Here is a 19,067-nt window from a genome sequence, read left to right as displayed (position 1 = left end):
AATGTCAAATTTTAGTGTATTAATGTCTGTTTATACAAAAGAAAATCCAGAATATCTAAAAAAATCAATAGAGTCAATTTTGAATCAAACTATAAAACCAAGCCAAATTGTAATCATCAAAGATGGACCTTTAAAAGAAGAACTAAATCAGGTGATTGATGAATATGTATACTTGCCTCAGTTAGTAGTCCATCAACTTGAACAGAATGTGGGTTTGGGTGTTGCATTGAATGTCGGATTGAATTTATGCAGCAACGAAATTGTTGCAAGAATGGATAGTGATGATGAGTCACTTAAAAATAGGTTTGAAATGCAATTGGCTTATCTTGAAAATGATAAAGATTGCAGAATATGTGGTACAAATGTTATTGAGGAATATATTGACTATGATATAAGTAACAGAATCAAGAAAGTTCCCAAAAAACATGAAGACATTTTAAAGTATATAAAATATAGGAATCCAATAAATCATCCTACCGTAATGTTTTATAAATCTGACGTCATTGAAGTTGGTAGTTATCTAAAATATCCTTTTTTTGAAGACTATTTTTTGTGGGCTAGGATGATGGTTGCAAATTTTAAGTTCCACAATATCCAAACACCATTAGTTAAAATGAGAGTTTCTTTATATTCTTATTCTCGTAGAGGCGGATACAAGTATTTTATTCAATCTGTTAAGCTTAACAAATATATGCTGAATAATAAATTGCTAAATTTATTTTCATTTCTAATTTCACTATTTATAAGTCTAGTTACTAGAGTAGTATTTACTTCTAGAATTAGAAGAATGATTTACATTAAAGCATTGAGGAAACCACATAATGCTTAGTAAAACAAGAAAACAAAGTTTTGCTAGTGATTCGTTCTTTTACCTTTTATCAAGCATATATTCTTCATTACTTTCATTTCTGTTTTTGCCCTTTTTCACAAGGGTGCTCACAATAGAACAATATGGCCTATATTCAATATTTTTAACTGTGGTTAATATATCATCAATAATATTTAATTTTGGAACAAGTAGTTCAATAAATAGATTTTATGTTGAAAAGAGGAATGAAATCTTTATCTATTTGTCAAACGTTTTATTTATAATAACAGTATTGTCATTAGTCATGATAATTATTTCAAGTTTTTTCTTTTCACAACTATCTATTCTGTTGAACATATCTTCTAGAATATTAATTATTGCTCTAATGGTTGGTATGTTCACAGCATTTGAACAACAATTCCTGTCATATTTGCAAGCTCTTAGATTAAGTAAGAAGTTCTTAATTGTAATTATTATTAGAACAACATGCATTTATCTCATCAGCTTGATTGGATTAATTGGCTTCTCTGAGAATATGTTTGAATTCATGATTGCATCAAGATTATTGCCGATGGTTATCATATTCACAGTGATCGTTGTGATTCTGTTAATGAACAATAAAAAGATATCTATTAGGATTGAATATATAAAGTATGCATTAATTTTTGGTGCACCCTTAATCTTGCACAATGTTTCTGGTTTCATTTTGTCTTCAATAGATAAAGTGATTATAAACTCTATTGATACTTCGGTATCAACCGGTTTATATTCTTTTGCATATACAATAGGATCAGTAATGAGCTTAGTTGTTATCGCTCTAAACAGAGCTTGGGTGCCAATATTTTATCATTCATTAGAACATGATGATGATAATATACTAAATGAGTTTAATAAATACATTGTTTTAATTGAAATAATTACAATTGGATTGCTATTATTCTCTACTGAATTTGTCTTTTTAATGTCTGGTCAGGCAGCTTATCGAGATACTCAAAGTATTGTTAGAATTGTTATTGTTAGCTATTTTGTTGTATTTCTATACACAATTTATGCAAATTATAGCTTCTATTTTAAGAAAACTTTATTAATTTCTTGTTTTACTCTATTAGCTGGTATTGTGAATATTTTTCTGAACTTAGTATTAATTCCACTATATGGCTATCAAATTGCTGCGAGTACTACTCTTATATCGTTCTTATTACTTTTTACACTACATTATTTCTACGTTAATCTAATAATCAAACCTAATATTTTAATACGACTACAACAGCTTATTAGACCAATGGTTATAGTAGTTCTTGCAAATATATTTATGGAATATTTTATTATTGATAAATGGGTGTTAAATTTTCTAACTAGGGTAGTATTAATGCTTATTGTTATTATAACTAACTTTTCAACACTTAAGAAATTTCTAGATTAGGAGGTTAAAGGATCATGCTTAAACCAAAAATTAAGAAAATTATTAGAATATTTAGGACGTTAAAAGTTCAAAAAAACATTGGTATGTCCAAAGGAAGAATATATATTGGAGGGAAAACAAAGCTAACTAAAAACACTTTTTTAGGTACAAACTGTAACTTCAATGGAATGAAAATAATAGGAAATGGTAAAGTAATTATTGGTGATAATTTTCACTCTGGTAGTGAATGTCAGATTATTACTGATGTACATAATTATGAAGGTGTAGCAATACCCTATGATGATACTTACATTGTAAAAGATGTAAAGATAAATGATAATGTATGGATAGGTAATCGAGTTTTAATTTTAGGTGGTGTAACAATAGGAGAGGGGGCAATTATTCAAGCTGGATCAGTTGTTGTAAATGATATTCCTGCTTATGCAATTGCCGGTGGTCATCCATGTAAGCAATTTTCTTCAAGGAATGCTGAACATTATGAAGAGATGAAAAGTAAAGGACGTTTCCATTAATGTTTGAATTGTTACAGTTGAAATTTACATCTCGACATATGATTTACTTCATAGTGTGTCTTCCTTTAATATTAATCCTATTTCTATTAATGCCATCAATGAATATTTATTATTATTTGTACTTTGTTTCGATTTTATTTTTACAAATGTATATTTCAATCAACATTCTGTCAACTAAAGAGATCGAATCTAGTTCTTTAAGGCTTAACTACTTTGCTTTGCTCAATGTTCTATTTATGCAGATATACTACTATATTATACCTTTTTATGATGTTTTAAGTCGTGAGAGTAATTATTTATTATTCCTTTTTCAATTACCTTTTATTGTTCTGTTATTGATAGTGAATTCAAAATACATGTTTAAATCATTGGGCATTGTTCTAATGATTATTGTATCATTTTTCACGGTGTTTTCTATAGATTATCCTGTGATAAGTTTACTTTATTGGACTAGTTCTTTTCTGGGTGCAATTATGCTTTTTACAGGATTATCATCGAATAATGGTAGAAGCAATAAATACTTATTGGAAATTGTAGTAATTGTCGTTTTTGTTTACTGCTCATACTTTTTAATTAATTTTGTATCTGAAATTGTAATAAACGGTTTTGAAAGTGCGTTGGTTGCTAGAGGAAGTGCAGCTGGTATTTTGGGAACAAACTCATTAATTGGAACGATCCTTTTGTCGGCTGGTTTGTTTGAAATATATTTTTCAAAATATAAATTTTCAAGATTTATTTACATACCAGTAATAATAATTATTTTTGTTGTTTCCTCCTCAAGAGTAGGTGTTTTCTTATATTTGGTTTTTCTCATTTATTCATTAGTGTTTCTACAAAAAAGAAAAAAAACTAGCTTACTTTCATTGTTGTTTCTCACAATTTTGATTATGTTAATGAATCATTTAGGTTTATTTAATTATTTAATTTATCGCCTTGAAGTTACATTTGACAACTCTTTTAGCTTATCTAATATACTTGGAGAGAGGTATTTTATAATTGACGGTGCCTATAAAATATTTCTTAATAATCCCTTTGGAATTGGTTTTTCAGCAGAGAAGTTTAATATTCTATTACACCAATATTATCCTAACTTACCATATTTCTTTGAACCAAACCATTCTATGACACTTTTTGATTTTGTGTATGGAGGCATTTTATTTGGTGTAACTGTATTGACACTATCAATTATATTGATTGTTCGTTTTTTAAGAACTAAGTCAAAATACGTGAAAATTATAACATTTAGTTTCATTTTATACTTTCTTTATGGAAACATAAATGGCACATCATTATATAGTCTGAATAATGGACAAAATCACAGATTATATCTTTTTTCTGTTCTGTTCATAATCTTAAGCCATAAAATATCTAAGCATGTTGGGAGAATTGAAAATGAGAGTGGAAGATAAGTATAGTTGGTTATTATTAGTAGAGAAAGAACTAGATTTATTTGATTGTAAAATTAGAGATATTTATGTTTGGGAATTAATCAGATCAGAAATTTATCTTGCATTGCTTGAGAGAGAACAACTAAGAACCGAGGTGAAACACTCTCAAAGACTAAAGAATTTATATTTTGAGATAAAATACTATAACAGATTGTTTTACTTCACTAGAAGAAAAAATGTAGAGCATATAATAATTGAGCATAGCCAATATAAAAGTGTAAACAATAATAATATAGATATTTTCACTAATTCATTTATTAATTCAAGTTATCAATTCACACAAAATACCCTAATATTATCAACTTCAAAGGAAAGAACTGTAAAAGATGAAGACATCATTTATCTAGGGATATATAATGATTTTTTTACTGGTTTTAACTACTTGAAGAATAAGTATCTTTTTAGAATGAATATACCAATTAAAATGCTAAGTTTTAAGCAGCTAGTTGATGAAACTTACGGAATAAAACTGGATATTAAATCAATTATTCTACGTTCAATCTCATCTTTTGAGTACAAATACAAAACATATAGAAAAATTTTGAACAAACTTAATCCCAAAAGTATAGTGCTGACTGTAGCTTATTCTTATAAGCATTTAATTCATGCTGCAAGGTCATTGGGTATCACTGTAAATGAGTTACAACATGGTATTATTGATGATTTCACTATTGAATATGCATTGCCTAATTCAGCTAAATATATTCCTGATAACCTATATTTTTACGGTAACTACTGGAAAAAATCGATTACATACAAACCTTATAAATATAAAGCAAAGCTATATAGGATCAACTATATTCATAAGTTCGATGGTATTATTACTCAAGAAAAAAAAATGCAAAATAGAGTATTGGTAATATCACAATGGACAATTCACGAAGAATTATTTCAATTTATTGTTGATCTCGCCCAGAAGTTTCCTAACTATGAATTTGTATACAGGCTTCACCCACTTCACAATTTGGACAGTGAAGGAGAAAAGATTGTTGATGAGTATACACATAGTTTGAGTAATTTAATAATCGAAGAATCCAATGTAGATATCCTCAAATCATTACTTATAACTCATTTCGTTATTGGGTGTTATTCAACCGCGATATTTGAAGCATTATATTTTAAGTGCAAAGTATATATATATGATAATTTTGGTAGTAAGCATCTTTCGAGTTTTGTAAATAAAAACCTAGTTTATAGAGGAAATAACACAAAAGACTTTTCACAGTTCCTTAAGTGGAATAATGGTGTTATTAATAGTGGTGAATTGTATGAGTGAAAGTCCTTTGGTTTCTGTCATAATTCCAACCTATGGAAGAAGTGAAAGTCTATTAAATTCTATTGATTCAGTGATGACTCAATCTTACAAGGATATAGAACTAATAGTAATAGATGACAATAATTCTGATTCTGAATATTTCAAGTATAATTACAATGGATTATTGCAGAGTTATCCAAATATAATTTATATTGCACAAGGGAAAAATGTTGGTGCTGCGAGAGCTAGAAACAATGCAGTGAAAGTTTCAAATGGTTCAATGATTGCCTTTCTTGATGATGACGATATTTGGCTTCCAGACAAGTTGAAATTGCAAATTGAACTATTTAATCATAGTTCAGTTACGAATATTGGAATGATATATTGCTTTACATCAATATTTGACTCGAACAGAAATAAAATTAAAGAAATTCATAATGAGTATAAAGGCAACCCCGTTTTGGTACAATTTTTCAAAAATATTACTTCCACATCGACAATGCTTTTACCTAAAAATGTATTTCTGGAAGTAGGAGGTTTTCCTTTGTTGAAATCTGGTCAAGATTATATCTTTCTATTGAATTTATTAGAAGCTGGTTACAATATTGATTATGTTGCTAAACCTTTAATAGAACAGTATTATCATAATGATGAGAGAATATCAAACAGTTACAATTCTTTGCTTGGAACTTTTGAAACCATGCAAGTAATTGAAAGCAAGATTAGTATATTACCAATGGGTAAAAGAAGAAAATTAAAACGTCAACTAAATTTCAGATTACTATATAAGGCAATTTACTTTGACGATAGAAAATTCAAGTCTATCGCGATAAAGAAATCAATAAATAACTTCATTTTTGAAGTCTTACTAATTTATACTGTGATATATTTGCCTATAAAATTTTTTGGTGGAAAAATGGTTATAGAGTTTTTACAAAGCATTAAATACAGGATTACTAGGTGAATTAATTATGAAAATTATCGTGTTTAAGGGTGGTTTTGGTAACCAACTTTTTCAATATTGTTTTTATCTATATTTAAAGAATGAAACATCTGATGAGATTATTCCTGATTTCTCATTCTATTCTAAGAATTATGGAATATCTAAACGAGATCCTATCATTAAACAAATTGATTCCGATTTAGATAAAGAATATAGTTTAACATCCGAAAGACGTTTAATTCATCCAACCCATAGTAATAAACTGAATATAGGTATAAAACTCATTTTGAGATTGTTATGCAATAAAATCTATTTTGAACGATTTTCAATAATTGATATAAACTATAAAAAGTATTACATTTTCGAGGGATATTTTCAAAATCTAAAATATGTTGAAAGTGTGAAAAATAAAATTGAAGAAAAAATAGCGAACTCGAAAATTAGTAATGATGTCTATCAATTGACTAAAAAATATGATCCTGAGAAATATGCATTAATTTGTGTAAGACTAGGAGACTATAAAAAAATCGCGAATAATAGGTTATTTGGGAATATTTCAAACAGTTATTACAGAAATTCTATTGACAAATTAATTGATTATCAAGCTGATTTGAAGTTCATAATAATTTCTAGCAACCCTATAGAAGCAAAAAAAATGTTAGGTGATAATGACAATCTAGTTCTCCTCCCAGAACTAAACATGTTGAATGAAATAAATACAATAGAATTTATGAGACATTTTAAATATTATATTATCCCGAATAGTACATTCCATTGGTGGGGAGCATATTTAAGTCATTTTAATGAAGATTCTCGAGTTTGCATCCCTTCCAAGTGGTATGCGAATCATAAAAAAGCATATATATATCCAGAACACTGGATAAAAATAGAAAGAGGAAAAAATGATGAATAGTGATATGAAAGTACTTGTTACAGGTGCTGATGGTTTTATTGGAAGTCACTTGGTTGAAGAGTTAGTGAAACAAGGATATGATGTTCGTGCATTTGTGTATTATAACTCCTTTAATAGCTGGGGATGGCTAGATACTTTTGACAAAGAATTATTATCAAAAATCGAGATTTTCTCAGGAGATATTAGGGATCCGAATGGTGTTTATGACTCAATGGTAGGAATCGATGTTGTATTTCACCTTGCTGCCTTAATTGCAATACCTTACAGTTATCATTCACCAGATATGTATGTTGACACTAATATCAAAGGAACACTTAACATACTCCAAACTGCACGAAAACTAAACACAAAAAGAGTACTAGTTACTTCTACTTCTGAGGTATATGGTACTGCACAGTATGTACCAATTGATGAGAATCACCCATTTCAAGGGCAGTCTCCATACTCGGCGACAAAAATAGGTGCAGATAGAATTGCAGAATCATTTTACAGAAGTTTTAATCTACCTCTGACAATTGTAAGACCTTTTAACACATTTGGACCCAGGCAATCTGCGAGAGCAATTATTCCTACTATAATTACTCAGTTGCTCGCTGGTAAGGAAATCATTAAACTTGGATCTTTAACACCTACAAGAGATTTTAATTATGTCAAAGATACAGTAGAAGGTTTTATTGAGATTGCAAAATCTAATAAAACCATTGGTGAAGAAATTAATATTGCAACACAGAAGGAAATATCTATGTTAGAACTTGTTGAGTTGATAAAAAATAGAATTAATCCTGAGGCTAAGGTTGTACAAGAAAATCAAAGAGTTAGACCAGAAAAATCTGAAGTTAATCGATTACTAGGATCGAATACTAAAATCAAGAACTTAACTAATTGGTCACCAAAATATTCACTAGAAGAAGGTTTGGATGAAACAATACAATTTCTAAAAAATAATTTGCACAAATATAAAATTGAAATTTATAACGTTTAGGTGATCAAAATGAATAAATTTATTCCACTCTCTGTACCAGTCTTTATTGGAAATGAAGAAAAGTATGTATTGCAAACGATTAAAAGTACCTGGGTATCAACGGGTGGAGAACAAATTACTGAGTTTGAAAAAAGAATTAGTGATTTCGTGGGTTCTAAAGGTGCAGTTGCATGTCAAAGCGGAACAGCAGGCTTACATTTAGCATTAGAATCCTTAGAGATAGGTGCTGGTGATATAGTGCTGGTACCCAATTTAACCTTTATTGCAGCAGTTAATCCTGTTAAATATGTTGGTGCAATTCCAATATTTTTTGATTGTGATCACACTTTGTGTATAAATCCAAATGATATCATAAATTTTATTGAAACCGATTGTGTTTATATAAACAATGTTCTAGTTCACAAAAATAGTAATCATCAAATAAAGGCAATTATTGTGGTACACATATTTGGTAATATGGTAGATATGGAGACGATTGTAAGTATAGCTAATGCATATAATTTGAAGGTTATTGAAGATTCAACAGAAGCATTGGGTACGAAATATATTTCTGGCAAGTATAAAAATAAATTTGCGGGAACTATTGGAGATGTTGGTGTGTTTTCATTTAACGGAAATAAGATTATTACAACTGGTGGTGGTGGTATGGTTGTCTCTAACAATGTGAACGTACTCGATCGAATAAAGTATTTATCTACCCAGGCAAAAGATGATGACTTAAATTATATACACAATTCCATAGGTTATAATTATCGGATGACTAACATTCAAGCTGCGTTAGGAATAGCACAACTAGAACAATTGACTAATTTTATAAAGATAAAAAAGGAAAATTATGATTTATATCAAGATTTATTTAAGAACGCTTCAAGTATTGGACTACTTCCTTTTAGAGATGATATTGATCCGAATTATTGGTTTTATTCATATTGTTTAGGTGATGATATATATAAATATAAGACTCAGTTAATTAATTTTTTAAGAGGAAGAAATATTGAGTCTCGTCCAATTTGGGGCTTGATTAGTAATCAACTTCCATATAAAAATGAGATTTGTTATTCTGAAGAAATATCAAAATATTATTATGATAGGGTAGTGAATCTACCTTGCAGTAGTAACCTAACTGGAGATGATATAAAATATATAGTTCAGACTATAAATGATTTTGTTGAGAAGGTGAAGGAAAATGGATTTTAAAAGCTATCTAATTGACGAAAGTGCTAGTTGCATAGATGCTATGAAGAAGATAAATGATAATGGAAAGAAGATTGTATTCTTAGAATCTAATAACAAGATAGTTGCTAGTCTTTCTGATGGTGATATAAGAAGATGGATAATTAAAGGTGGAAATTTGTCAGTTCAATGTAAATTAGTTGCTAATTATGATTTCAAGTATTTATTTGAGTCCGATTCTCAAAAGGCAAGGGATATAATGAGTACTTATAAAATTAATTCGATTCCCATATTAAATGATACTAAATGCTTGATTAACATTATAACTATTGATAATAAAAATTTTGATGCACCAATTAAAGAAAAAATACCCGTTGTGATAATGGCTGGTGGATTTGGTACGAGATTATATCCATATACTAAAATTTTACCGAAACCTCTTATACCAATTGGTGATACTCCAATTCTAGAACATATAATTAATAGATTCGTTGAAATTGGAATAGAAGATTTTTATGTAATAGTTAATCATAAGAAAAATATGATAAAAGCATATTTTAATGAGATTCAAAAAGACTACAATTTAATATTTGTTGATGAGGAAATGCCACTAGGTACTGGTGGTGGTCTTAGCTTAATTAGTCCTAAAATTACCGATTCCTTTATTTTGACTAATTGTGATATATTAATTAATCAAAAGATATCGTCTATAGTCAATCATCATAAAGTTTCTGGAAATTTAATAACAATGGTAGTTGCAACTAAAGATGTACAAATTCCTTATGGGACAGTTGAATTGGACAGTAATGGTAAAGTGTCAAGAATCGTTGAAAAGCCAAATTTTAATTTTCTGACCAATACTGGGTTTTATGTTGTGGAACCAGGCATATTGAACTTGCTTGAACATAATAAGAAGATTGATTTTCCTGACATATTTGAAAAACTTAATGATGAAAACCAAAAAGTTGGAGTGTATCCCATAACTGAAAACGATTGGTTGGATATGGGTCAAATTGATGAATTGGATAAAATGAGAAAGAAGATGGGATATGAATAATATATTATTAGTAGGAGCAGGGGGGCATTGTGTATCTGTCCTAGATACAATTCAGTCTTTAAATATGTTTAATGAAATTGCAATTATTGATATTCCAGACAGAATTGGAGATTTTGTTAATAATATTAGAATAATTGCATCTGACGAAAGTTTGGCAGATTTATTTAGCGAATATAAATATGCATTTCTATCTATGGGAGATGTTGTCCCAAATAATATAAAGAATAATTTGTATTTAGAACTAAAAAACATTGGCTATACAATCCCTATTATCAAAGATCCATCATCGATTGTCTCAAGTTCAGCTAAAATTTCGGAGGGTTGTTTTATTGGTAAAAACGCAATTGTAAATGCTAATGCAAATATTGATATATGTACAATTATTAATACATCCGCAATTGTTGAACATGATGTCCAAATTGGTCGGTTTTGTCATCTATCTCCAGGTGCAATAGCTTTGGGTCATGTTGTTATAGAAGAATACTCAAAGATTGGATCTAATAGTGTTATAAATCCTAATTTATCAATTGGAAACAATTCAATTATAGGTTCTGGTAGTGTTGTAACTAAAGCAATAAGTTCTAATAGTGTTGCTTATGGAAACCCATGTAAAGAGGTGACAAAATGAGTGTGTATATCATAGCAGAAGTAGGGGTGAATCATAACGGTGATATCAATACCGCGTTGGAACTAACGAAAGTTGCTAAAGAAATTGGTGCAGATTGTGTTAAATTTCAAACATTCAAATCTGAAAAATTGGCAACCATTAAAGCTCAAAAGGTAAATTATCAAAAGTCTAAAATGGATGCTGAAACTTCACAAATCAGTATGCTAAGAAAACTCGAATTAAGTGAAAATGAGTTTATAATACTCAAAGAATACTGTGAAGAGTTAGATATTGATTTCATGTCGACTCCTTTTGACTTGGAATCAGTAGATTTCTTGAATGACATGATGATGAAAAAATGGAAAATTCCATCTGGTGAAATTACAAACTATCCATTATTGAAAAAAATCTCTGAAGTAGGACAACCCATTATATTATCAACAGGAATGGCAACTTTAGAAGAAGTTAAGAATGCTATTGAGGTACTAGAGGGATTTGGGGCAAACGATATTTCAATATTACATTGCACATCTGAATATCCTACTCCATTGTCTATGGTAAACATGAACGTACTAAATCAATTTAAAGATACATTTGGGAATAAATATAAATATGGATATTCAGATCATACAGTTGGAAACCTTGTTCCAATTACTGCAGTTGCAATGGGTGCAGTAATAGTCGAAAAACACTTTACACTTAACACAAACCAAGAGGGACCTGATCATTCTGCAAGTATGAATCCTAAAGATTTCAGAGAAATGATTGATAAAATCCGTTTAGTAGAAAAAGTATTGGGCTCAAAAGATAAAGTGCCAACAGACATTGAGAAAACTAACTTAATTCAAATAAGGAAAAGTATAGTGGCAAATACAAACATAAATATTGGTGAAGTATTTACTGAAAAATCCTTAACAACAAAAAGACCCGCCACTGGAATGTCACCAATGCATTGGGAGAACTTGTTAGGTAAAAAATCGACTAAAACTTACAAAAAGGATGATTTCATTAATGAGGAAATATAAAACAACAATCATATCATCTAATAGAGCTGATTATAGTCTTTTAGTAAAGTTATATCTGGAACTAATGAACTCAGAACTAATCACTCCTGAATTTGTAATTACAGGATCTCATCTATCAAAGGAATTCGGTTATACAAAGAAACAGATTGTTGAAAATAATATAGAATTTATGGAAGTGTTGGTGGACATAAAAAGCAATGATAGTGGGATAATCTTTTCATTGTTTGCAAAAGAATTTTGTGAATTTTTTCAAAGCAACAAACCAGATTTCATAGTAGTTCTAGGCGATAGGTTTGAAATGTTATCGATAGTAACGCTTGCTTATTTAAACAACATCCCTACAGTACATTTTCACGGTGGAGAATTGACGTATGGTGCTATTGATGATTCGATAAGACATGCTATTACAAAACTAAGTTCTTTACATTTTTCGAGCACAGAAGCATATGCTAATAGGATAATTCAACTTGGTGAAAGCCCTAAGACAGTTTTTAATATTGGTTCGTTAGGTGCTGAAAACGTAATAAATCATTCAAAAATAACCTTTGGTGAGATTATAAAAAAGTTAAATATTCCTTTGAGAAGTACATATTGTATTGCTACTTTTCATCCTGAAACACATAACCCAAAAACACTTTTGGATCTTAGAGAATTTTTAGATGTATGTGTATCTTTTGATGACCTGGATTTTTTGTTTACTAAATCAAATTTTGATTATCTAGGCAATGAATTCAATGAAACTATACTGGATTACTGTAATAAATATAGTAATCTATTCCTTGTAGATTCATTAGGTAGTGAACTATATTTTAGCCTAGTTTCCCATTCTCAGTTTGTGATAGGTAACTCATCAAGCGGAATTTTAGAAACTCCTTTGCTAGGGATTTGGACTATAAATATTGGTGCAAGACAAAATGGGAGAATAAGACCTGTAAATGTAATCGATATACAATGCAAAAAAAAAGAGATTGTATATGCAATTAATGAAGTATTGAATTTAAAAGACATAGAAATAGATCCAAAAAAGAATCCATATTTTTCTGTAAATCCTGCTTCAAAAGCAAGAACAATATTAGAAGATATACTAAGAAGAGATTCTTTGTCCACATATAAAGAATTTCATGATATAGAACCGGTAAGGATGTCAAGAGATATAAGCAATAAAAAAGACTAGTTATTTGATAACTAGACACAATTAAGAAACCTATCGAGTTTGGTGGATTATGAAATATAGGTAACGATTAGTGGTTCTTATTATAAAGTTGACCCTTACTCAATAATCCATAGATCAATCTAACAAGTTTACGAGAAGTGAGTGCGAGTGAACGTTTGTGTTGATGAACAGTAACTTCATTAAATTTCTTGTGATAAAAAGTATTATAAGTATCAACATAATTTTTAACAGAGTTCGCTGCTTCAATCAAATAATAACGAAGATAATGATTACCAGTTTTAGTCATTTTTGTGTCATCAGCTTCAAAGTTACCAGATTGATTTTTGCGCCAAATAATGCCAGCATATTTAGCAAGAGCTTCTTCATTTCTAAATTGATGAATCGAGCCAATTTCAGAAATGATACCTGAAGCATAGACGATTAGAAGCTCTAACAGCTTTCTTAATAAGTTTCGCAACTTCTTCAGAATTAGAAAAGCGGTTCCTAGAAGTTTTCATGACAAAGGCAATTAAGTTTTCAAGAGAAGTATTAATAATTTCTTCTGGAGAAGAGAATTCTTCCAAGATAGACGAGGCGGTATTCCCCCCATTTATCAGAAGAAAACGTAGATTCTTTCTTACCGAATTCAGAAAACTTTAAAATAGATATTAGTAAGAGCGTATGTTTTCTCTTTGAAAGAAGTTCAGCAAGATGAACACGATAACGTGTTAAGCGTTGAAGAGCGAGCTTTTGCGATCCTTTAAAAGGATGAAGTGTTTTGGTTCTACCGACTCTAGCGATATCCACAAGTATATATGAATCTTTTGGATTGGTCTTATCCATGTCAGAGAAACTAGCACGATAGTTACGTGATATTTTGGGATTAATACAATAGACTAAAACATTGTACTGAAAGAGTTTCTTTGAAGCAAATAAGTACGTTGCAATATAAGCAGAGTAGATTCTGGTAGACTCCAGTACACAAATAATATTTGAGTATTCAGTAGTAGGAAGTATTTCAAGCAGTTTGGTTTCAATCAGTTCGGCCTCAGGAACATTATTATGGGTATTGAATGATTGATTAAAAGATTGGTTAAAGTTAGTAATATACACATAGTTAGATTCCTTTGATACATCGATGCCGATGTACAAAGTAGTTTTTTCTTGTGACATATAATACACCACCAATCGAATAAATTAGATATTAAAAAGGTCCTAGCCCTATCACACAGTTCCAGCCTTGCATATTAGAATTTCCTGGTCACTTGGATTAAATGAGTTAGTGGACATTCAAACAACAAACGGGTAAAGAATTACATATGATAAGCAGGATTGCACGCTAACGTAGCGGTCTGACCGCAAGCAGGGGGAGCACTTTTCTTCAGCTATATCTATCTTCATTATAGCACTAGGACCTTTTAAGATTTAAACATAAAAGATTAAAGAATAAAAAATGTATAAAATCATTAAGATCTTATACAAATATTATACGAGGAGGTATAAAATGAAAATTGGTTTTGTTATCCCAGCAAGATTAAAATCAACTAGATTAGAGAAGAAAATATTGAAATTAATTTCTGGCCAAACAGTATTGGAGTGGTGTATTGACAGGGCATTAAAAGCACCCAGTATTGACGAAGTGGTAGTTGCTACATCGTATATACCAAGTGATTCGGAAGTAACGAAAATTTGTATGAATAAAAATGTCAGATATTTTTTAGGTCATCCTGATGATGTCTTAGACCGGTTAAAAGAAACAGCTGAGTACTTTGATTTTGATTATGTAGTCAATATTACTCCTGATAATGCACTGTTTTCCGTACACCTAGTTAATTTAATGGTATCTTATATAAAAGATAATCCTAGTGTAGACTATGTTAGTTTTAGTAATGCTTTTCTGGGTACTGGTATATATGCACTGAATAAGAAAGCACTTCAAACAGTATGTGAATTTAAGAAGGACATTGATACTGAAATATGGGGACCATTTTTCCATCCGGATTTCTTTAATAATGTAAAACTTGATGTACCAAATTTTTTAGTGGCAAATGTCAGACTGACTTTGGATACAATTGATGATTTTAGATTGATTCGTAGTATTTTTGAGGCCATGGGGTTTAAACCTGGAAGACACGTTGAAACTGAGGCGGTATTGAACTTCCTAGAAAATAATCCAGAATTGAATAAAATCAACTCACAGATTGTGCAAAGAACAGTAAACCTGAATGTTTTGGATGAGATAAGTAACCATTTTTCTGAGAATATTATTAAATTTGAAGAAATTAGAAAGAAATATTATTAATGGGTGAGTATATGAATTATCGTAAACCTTACATTATAGCAGAAACGGCGTATACTTTTGAAGGGGACAAAGATTATTTACTGGAACAAGTGAATGAGTTAAGTCTAGACATTGATGCAATAAAGTTTCACATAATGTCGAATATCAAATCATATGTTGTAGGCTCTTATAGTATTCTAAATGATTTGTTGGAAAAATGGTTGCTCTCAAAAGAGACATGGATTAAAATTATCAGTTTGGCATATGAAAGAAATTTTGATGTGATTACACTAATTGATGATATTGACTCACTTGAAATTATTAGTGAAATACCTGACAGAATTGCAGGTGTAGAAATTCATGCAGCTTGCATTAATGACATTAATCTATTTACAGAGATTATTGAATTCTGTAATGAGAATTCAGTGAAACTTTATATTGGAGCAAGTGGTTTTGAAATTAATGAACTCGATGTTGTAATTAATTTTGTAAAATCGCAATCATCTGTTAATGTTGTTCTAATGTTCGGATTTCAAAATTTTCCTACAAAGGTTGAAAATGTAAACTTACATAAAATGGACATTTTACGTGACAGGTATAACTTAAACATTGGGTATGCAGATCATACTGAGTATAATAATGAGTTGAAAATTGAGCTGATTAAATCTGCTTTTTCAAAAGGGTATCATATTCACGAGATACATTATACTTTGGAAGAAGGAGTGTCTCGTACGGATAACATAACTGCATTAACTAATGACGGGTTAGTCTTTGTAAAGAAAGAGCTAGAAAAGATGTACTTAGAATATGTTAATTACACTTTTAAACTTAACAAAGGTGAAATGGATTATCTGAGCTTTAGAAAATTAATGGTTTATAAAAAAAACTATAAAAAAGGTACAGCAATAAACTATGATGATATTGAATATAAAAGGCTTGAGAACGGTGTGTCTAAGAGTAACTTTATGACAATTACAAACGTTTTAGGGAGAACACTTAGTAAGAATGTTATATACGATACAGAGGTTTTACCAGGCGATTTTTCACGACTTGATTCAGATATTGAGGATTATATATCTACATTTAATTATTCACACTTCAAACCGGGAGCATCAGTAAGGTTAAATGATTATATTGATGTACTTCATTTGGAATATAGTACTAGAAGTATTGAAAATTCATTCTACGAAGTTCATAGAAATACAATTGATATACATTACATAATTGAAGGTTCTGAATTCTTCGGAATCATCCCAAATATAAATGATTTTAGTAACACTACTGATTATCAAGCTGAATCAGATGTTACCTTAGGAAAAGGAAAAGGAAAACTATTATACCTAAACAATACAGACTGTATTGTAGTGAATGTTGATATACCACACTCTGGTGGTATAAGTTATGGGACTTCTAGTATAGTGAAAAAGTTAGTTTTTAAGAAAAGAGTGATGAAATGATGAAAACTGCATTTATAACAGGAATTACAGGACAGGATGGGTCTTATTTAGCGGAATTTTTACTAGAAAAAGGATACGAAGTTCATGGAGTTTTACGAAGAGCGTCATCTTTTAATACTGGCAGAATCGAACATTTATACATTGATGAGTTAATTAAGGATATGCATAAAGAAAGGAAACTCAAGTTGCATTACGGTGATATGACAGATAGTGCAAATTTAATCAGGTTGATAAGAGATATTAAACCCGATGAGATATATAATTTGGCAGCTCAGTCTCATGTAAAGGTATCATTTGAACTACCTGAATACACAGCGCAGACAGATGCTGTTGGAACTTTAAGAATTCTTGAAGCAGTAAAGTTACTTGGATATGAAAAAAAGACGAAAATTTATCAAGCATCGACATCAGAATTATTTGGCAAAGTTCAAGAAGTTCCACAAACTGAAAATACTCCTTTTTATCCTAGAAGTCCATATGGTGTTGCAAAGTTGTATGGTTACTGGATAACGAAAAATTATAGAGAAGCATATGGAATGCATTCTTCTAACGGCATCTTATTTAATCATGAATCTGAAAGGCGCGGAGAAACCTTTGTTACTAGGAAAATCACTTTAGCTGCTGCTAGAATAGCCCAAGGAAAACAAGAAAAATTGTATTTAGGTAATTTAAATGCAAAAAGAGATTGGGGTTATGCTAAGGATTATGTAGAATGCATGTGGCTAATACTACAACAAGAAGAACCCGATGATTATGTTATTGCCACGGGTGAAATGCATACTGTTCGTGAATTTTGTACACTAGCTTTCAAATATGTTGGAATAAGTCTCAATTGGGAAGGTGAAGGTGTTGATGAAAAAGGTATTGACGATAAGACTAATCGTGTATTAGTAGAAGTTGATCCACAATATTTCCGACCTACTGAAGTTGAACAGTTGCTAGGAGATCCAACAAAAGCTCGAGAAACACTCGGTTGGAATCCAACTTCGACAAGTTTTTCTGAGCTTGTTAAACTAATGGTGAAAGCGGATTACTCAAAAGTATTAAAAGAAGAGCAAAATAAACGCTCATTTGAATAGGTGAGATTATGGATTATAACAGTAAAATATATGTTGCAGGCCATAGAGGTATGGTTGGTTCTGCTATAGTACGCAACCTGAAAGAAAAAGGATATAATAATATTATTAGCAAAGAGTTTGATGAGTTAAATCTCATAAGTCAAATGGATGTAGAAGAGTTCTTTGAAAATGAAAAACCAGAATATGTTTTTTTGGCTGCAGCAAAAGTTGGTGGAATCTTTGCTAATAGTACATTTCCTGCTGAGTTCATTTATGATAATTTAATGATTGAAGCAAATGTAATAAATACCGCATATAAAAACAATGTTAAGAAATTACTCTTTCTAGGAAGTTCATGTATTTACCCTAAGTTTGCTCCACAACCTATGAAAGAGGAATACTTGTTAACTGGAACTCTCGAAACTACTAATGAAGCGTATGCAATTGCAAAAATTACAGGTATTGAGTTATGTAAATTTTATCGTAGGCAGTATGGCTGTGATTTTATTTCTGTAATGCCGACAAATTTATATGGTATTAATGATAATTTTGATTTAGAAACTTCACATGTGCTTCCAGCATTACTTCGTAAATTTCATGAGGCAAAAATTAACAATGAAAAAGAAGTTGTAATGTGGGGAACTGGAAAACCGAAAAGAGAATTTTTGTATGTAGATGATCTTGCTGATGCATGTATATATTTGATGGAAAATTATTCAGATGAATCTCATCTGAACATTGGTACCGGTGTTGATGTTGAAATCATTGAGTTAGCTAACATCATTAAGAATATAGTTGGGTACAAAGGTGATATAGTAAATGATCTTACCAAACCAGATGGGACTCCTCGGAAATTACTTGATGTATCAAAATTAAATGCAACCGGTTGGAAGCATCAAATAACCTTGCAAGAAGGAATTAAAAAAGTTTATGATTGGTACTTAACCACGAATAATATAAGGAAGTAGGAAA

19 protein-coding genes are annotated in these 19,067 nt (G+C 30.2%); 17 read left to right on the top strand and 2 right to left on the bottom strand.

The features are described 5' to 3' along the window. The first annotated feature begins 1 nt into the window (after nucleotide 1). The 13 genes from G4Z02_RS01820 to neuC all read left to right on the top strand — a co-directional run bounded on the left by G4Z02_RS01820 (nucleotide 2) and on the right by neuC (nucleotide 13,320). Complete coding sequence (locus G4Z02_RS01820) at nucleotides 2–829, top strand: glycosyltransferase (protein WP_258878150.1); 828 nt, start codon at nucleotides 2–4, stop codon at nucleotides 827–829. Continuing rightward, on the top strand, nucleotides 822–2,231 hold the full coding sequence (locus tag G4Z02_RS01815) for an oligosaccharide flippase family protein (RefSeq protein WP_258878149.1): 1,410 nt from the start codon (nucleotides 822–824) through the stop codon (nucleotides 2,229–2,231). Before G4Z02_RS01820 ends, G4Z02_RS01815 begins: the two co-directional genes overlap by 8 nt. Before the next feature lie 14 nt (nucleotides 2,232–2,245). Continuing rightward, nucleotides 2,246–2,743, top strand: a complete 498-nt coding sequence (locus G4Z02_RS01810) for an acyltransferase (protein ID WP_258878148.1) — start codon at nucleotides 2,246–2,248, stop codon at nucleotides 2,741–2,743. A gap of 473 nt (nucleotides 2,744–3,216) precedes the next feature. Then, nucleotides 3,217–4,152: an O-antigen ligase family protein gene (locus G4Z02_RS01805; protein WP_258878147.1), complete on the top strand. Its 936-nt coding sequence runs from the start codon at nucleotides 3,217–3,219 to the stop codon at nucleotides 4,150–4,152. Further along, nucleotides 4,136–5,467, top strand: a complete 1,332-nt coding sequence (locus tag G4Z02_RS01800) for a glycosyltransferase family protein (RefSeq protein ID WP_258878146.1) — start codon at nucleotides 4,136–4,138, stop codon at nucleotides 5,465–5,467. The genes G4Z02_RS01805 and G4Z02_RS01800 overlap by 17 nt, the downstream gene beginning before the upstream one ends. Continuing rightward, nucleotides 5,460–6,410 carry a glycosyltransferase family 2 protein gene (locus G4Z02_RS01795; RefSeq protein WP_258878145.1) on the top strand — a complete coding sequence of 317 codons (951 nt, stop codon included), beginning with the start codon at nucleotides 5,460–5,462 and terminating at the stop codon, nucleotides 6,408–6,410. Before G4Z02_RS01800 ends, G4Z02_RS01795 begins: the two co-directional genes overlap by 8 nt. A gap of 7 nt (nucleotides 6,411–6,417) precedes the next feature. Continuing rightward, nucleotides 6,418–7,302, top strand: coding sequence for an alpha-1,2-fucosyltransferase (locus tag G4Z02_RS01790; RefSeq protein WP_258878144.1), 885 nt, complete (start codon nucleotides 6,418–6,420; stop codon nucleotides 7,300–7,302). Further along, nucleotides 7,292–8,284, top strand: coding sequence for an NAD-dependent 4,6-dehydratase LegB (locus G4Z02_RS01785; protein WP_309544591.1), 993 nt, complete (start codon nucleotides 7,292–7,294; stop codon nucleotides 8,282–8,284). The genes G4Z02_RS01790 and G4Z02_RS01785 overlap by 11 nt, the downstream gene beginning before the upstream one ends. Before the next feature lie 9 nt (nucleotides 8,285–8,293). Next, nucleotides 8,294–9,481 carry a LegC family aminotransferase gene (locus G4Z02_RS01780; protein WP_258878143.1) on the top strand — a complete coding sequence of 396 codons (1,188 nt, stop codon included), beginning with the start codon at nucleotides 8,294–8,296 and terminating at the stop codon, nucleotides 9,479–9,481. Continuing rightward, entirely contained in the window at nucleotides 9,471–10,514 is a 1,044-nt protein-coding gene (locus G4Z02_RS01775) for a nucleotidyltransferase family protein (RefSeq protein ID WP_258878142.1), read from the top strand. The genes G4Z02_RS01780 and G4Z02_RS01775 overlap by 11 nt, the downstream gene beginning before the upstream one ends. Continuing rightward, nucleotides 10,507–11,142: an acetyltransferase gene (locus G4Z02_RS01770; RefSeq protein ID WP_258878141.1), complete on the top strand. Its 636-nt coding sequence runs from the start codon at nucleotides 10,507–10,509 to the stop codon at nucleotides 11,140–11,142. The genes G4Z02_RS01775 and G4Z02_RS01770 overlap by 8 nt, the downstream gene beginning before the upstream one ends. Continuing rightward, on the top strand, nucleotides 11,139–12,146 hold the full coding sequence (gene neuB / locus G4Z02_RS01765) for an N-acetylneuraminate synthase (protein WP_258878140.1): 1,008 nt from the start codon (nucleotides 11,139–11,141) through the stop codon (nucleotides 12,144–12,146). The genes G4Z02_RS01770 and neuB overlap by 4 nt, the downstream gene beginning before the upstream one ends. Further along, on the top strand, nucleotides 12,133–13,320 hold the full coding sequence (gene neuC / locus G4Z02_RS01760; protein ID WP_258878139.1) for a UDP-N-acetylglucosamine 2-epimerase: 1,188 nt from the start codon (nucleotides 12,133–12,135) through the stop codon (nucleotides 13,318–13,320). The genes neuB and neuC overlap by 14 nt, the downstream gene beginning before the upstream one ends. A gap of 67 nt (nucleotides 13,321–13,387) precedes the next feature. Here neuC and G4Z02_RS01755 read toward each other — a convergent pair whose 3' ends face one another. Next, nucleotides 13,388–13,777 carry a transposase gene (locus tag G4Z02_RS01755; RefSeq protein ID WP_258878138.1) on the bottom strand — a complete coding sequence of 130 codons (390 nt, stop codon included), beginning with the start codon at nucleotides 13,775–13,777 and terminating at the stop codon, nucleotides 13,388–13,390. A gap of 71 nt (nucleotides 13,778–13,848) precedes the next feature. Continuing rightward, nucleotides 13,849–14,472 carry an IS110 family transposase gene (locus tag G4Z02_RS01750; RefSeq protein WP_258878137.1) on the bottom strand — a complete coding sequence of 208 codons (624 nt, stop codon included), beginning with the start codon at nucleotides 14,470–14,472 and terminating at the stop codon, nucleotides 13,849–13,851. 331 nt (nucleotides 14,473–14,803) lie between these two features. On the opposite strand from G4Z02_RS01750, the gene G4Z02_RS01745 reads away from it, so the two are divergent. Genes G4Z02_RS01745 through fcl form a run of 4 tightly spaced genes read left to right on the top strand, consistent with a single transcriptional unit; the run spans nucleotide 14,804 to nucleotide 19,063 of the window. After that, complete coding sequence (locus tag G4Z02_RS01745; RefSeq protein WP_258878136.1) at nucleotides 14,804–15,601, top strand: cytidylyltransferase domain-containing protein; 798 nt, start codon at nucleotides 14,804–14,806, stop codon at nucleotides 15,599–15,601. Nucleotides 15,602–15,612: 11 nt separating this feature from the next. After that, nucleotides 15,613–17,037, top strand: a complete 1,425-nt coding sequence (locus G4Z02_RS01740; RefSeq protein ID WP_258878135.1) for a YhcH/YjgK/YiaL family protein — start codon at nucleotides 15,613–15,615, stop codon at nucleotides 17,035–17,037. Further along, nucleotides 17,037–18,116: a GDP-mannose 4,6-dehydratase gene (gene gmd, locus G4Z02_RS01735; protein WP_258878695.1), complete on the top strand. Its 1,080-nt coding sequence runs from the start codon at nucleotides 17,037–17,039 to the stop codon at nucleotides 18,114–18,116. The genes G4Z02_RS01740 and gmd overlap by 1 nt, the downstream gene beginning before the upstream one ends. A gap of 8 nt (nucleotides 18,117–18,124) precedes the next feature. Continuing rightward, nucleotides 18,125–19,063 carry a GDP-L-fucose synthase gene (gene fcl / locus G4Z02_RS01730; RefSeq protein ID WP_258878134.1) on the top strand — a complete coding sequence of 313 codons (939 nt, stop codon included), beginning with the start codon at nucleotides 18,125–18,127 and terminating at the stop codon, nucleotides 19,061–19,063. Nucleotides 19,064–19,067: the final 4 nt, after the last annotated feature.

The sequence above is a fragment of the Candidatus Xianfuyuplasma coldseepsis genome, assembly GCF_014023125.1.
Taxonomy (GTDB): domain Bacteria; phylum Bacillota_I; class Bacilli_A; order Izemoplasmatales; family Izemoplasmataceae; genus Xianfuyuplasma; species Xianfuyuplasma coldseepsis.
This window is presented reverse-complemented; position numbering and strand designations above follow the sequence as displayed.

Bases quoted from the DNA above. Each gene is read 5' to 3' on its own strand.
- G4Z02_RS01795 (WP_258878145.1), top strand. From the start codon at position 5,460: ATGAGTGAAAGTCCTTTGGTTTCTGTCATAATTCCAACCTATGGAAGA.
- G4Z02_RS01770 (WP_258878141.1), top strand. From the start codon at position 10,507: ATGAATAATATATTATTAGTAGGAGCAGGGGGGCATTGTGTATCTGTC.
- G4Z02_RS01820 (WP_258878150.1), top strand. From the start codon at position 2: ATGTCAAATTTTAGTGTATTAATGTCTGTTTATACAAAAGAAAATCCA.
- G4Z02_RS01750 (WP_258878137.1), bottom strand. From the start codon at position 14,472: ATGTCACAAGAAAAAACTACTTTGTACATCGGCATCGATGTATCAAAG.
- G4Z02_RS01775 (WP_258878142.1), top strand. From the start codon at position 9,471: ATGGATTTTAAAAGCTATCTAATTGACGAAAGTGCTAGTTGCATAGAT.
- G4Z02_RS01815 (WP_258878149.1), top strand. From the start codon at position 822: ATGCTTAGTAAAACAAGAAAACAAAGTTTTGCTAGTGATTCGTTCTTT.
- G4Z02_RS01800 (WP_258878146.1), top strand. From the start codon at position 4,136: ATGAGAGTGGAAGATAAGTATAGTTGGTTATTATTAGTAGAGAAAGAA.
- G4Z02_RS01790 (WP_258878144.1), top strand. From the start codon at position 6,418: ATGAAAATTATCGTGTTTAAGGGTGGTTTTGGTAACCAACTTTTTCAA.
- G4Z02_RS01740 (WP_258878135.1), top strand. From the start codon at position 15,613: ATGAATTATCGTAAACCTTACATTATAGCAGAAACGGCGTATACTTTT.
- neuC (WP_258878139.1), top strand. From the start codon at position 12,133: ATGAGGAAATATAAAACAACAATCATATCATCTAATAGAGCTGATTAT.
- G4Z02_RS01785 (WP_309544591.1), top strand. From the start codon at position 7,292: ATGATGAATAGTGATATGAAAGTACTTGTTACAGGTGCTGATGGTTTT.
- G4Z02_RS01745 (WP_258878136.1), top strand. From the start codon at position 14,804: ATGAAAATTGGTTTTGTTATCCCAGCAAGATTAAAATCAACTAGATTA.
- G4Z02_RS01810 (WP_258878148.1), top strand. From the start codon at position 2,246: ATGCTTAAACCAAAAATTAAGAAAATTATTAGAATATTTAGGACGTTA.
- G4Z02_RS01805 (WP_258878147.1), top strand. From the start codon at position 3,217: ATGCTTTTTACAGGATTATCATCGAATAATGGTAGAAGCAATAAATAC.
- fcl (WP_258878134.1), top strand. From the start codon at position 18,125: ATGGATTATAACAGTAAAATATATGTTGCAGGCCATAGAGGTATGGTT.
- neuB (WP_258878140.1), top strand. From the start codon at position 11,139: ATGAGTGTGTATATCATAGCAGAAGTAGGGGTGAATCATAACGGTGAT.
- G4Z02_RS01780 (WP_258878143.1), top strand. From the start codon at position 8,294: ATGAATAAATTTATTCCACTCTCTGTACCAGTCTTTATTGGAAATGAA.
- gmd (WP_258878695.1), top strand. From the start codon at position 17,037: ATGAAAACTGCATTTATAACAGGAATTACAGGACAGGATGGGTCTTAT.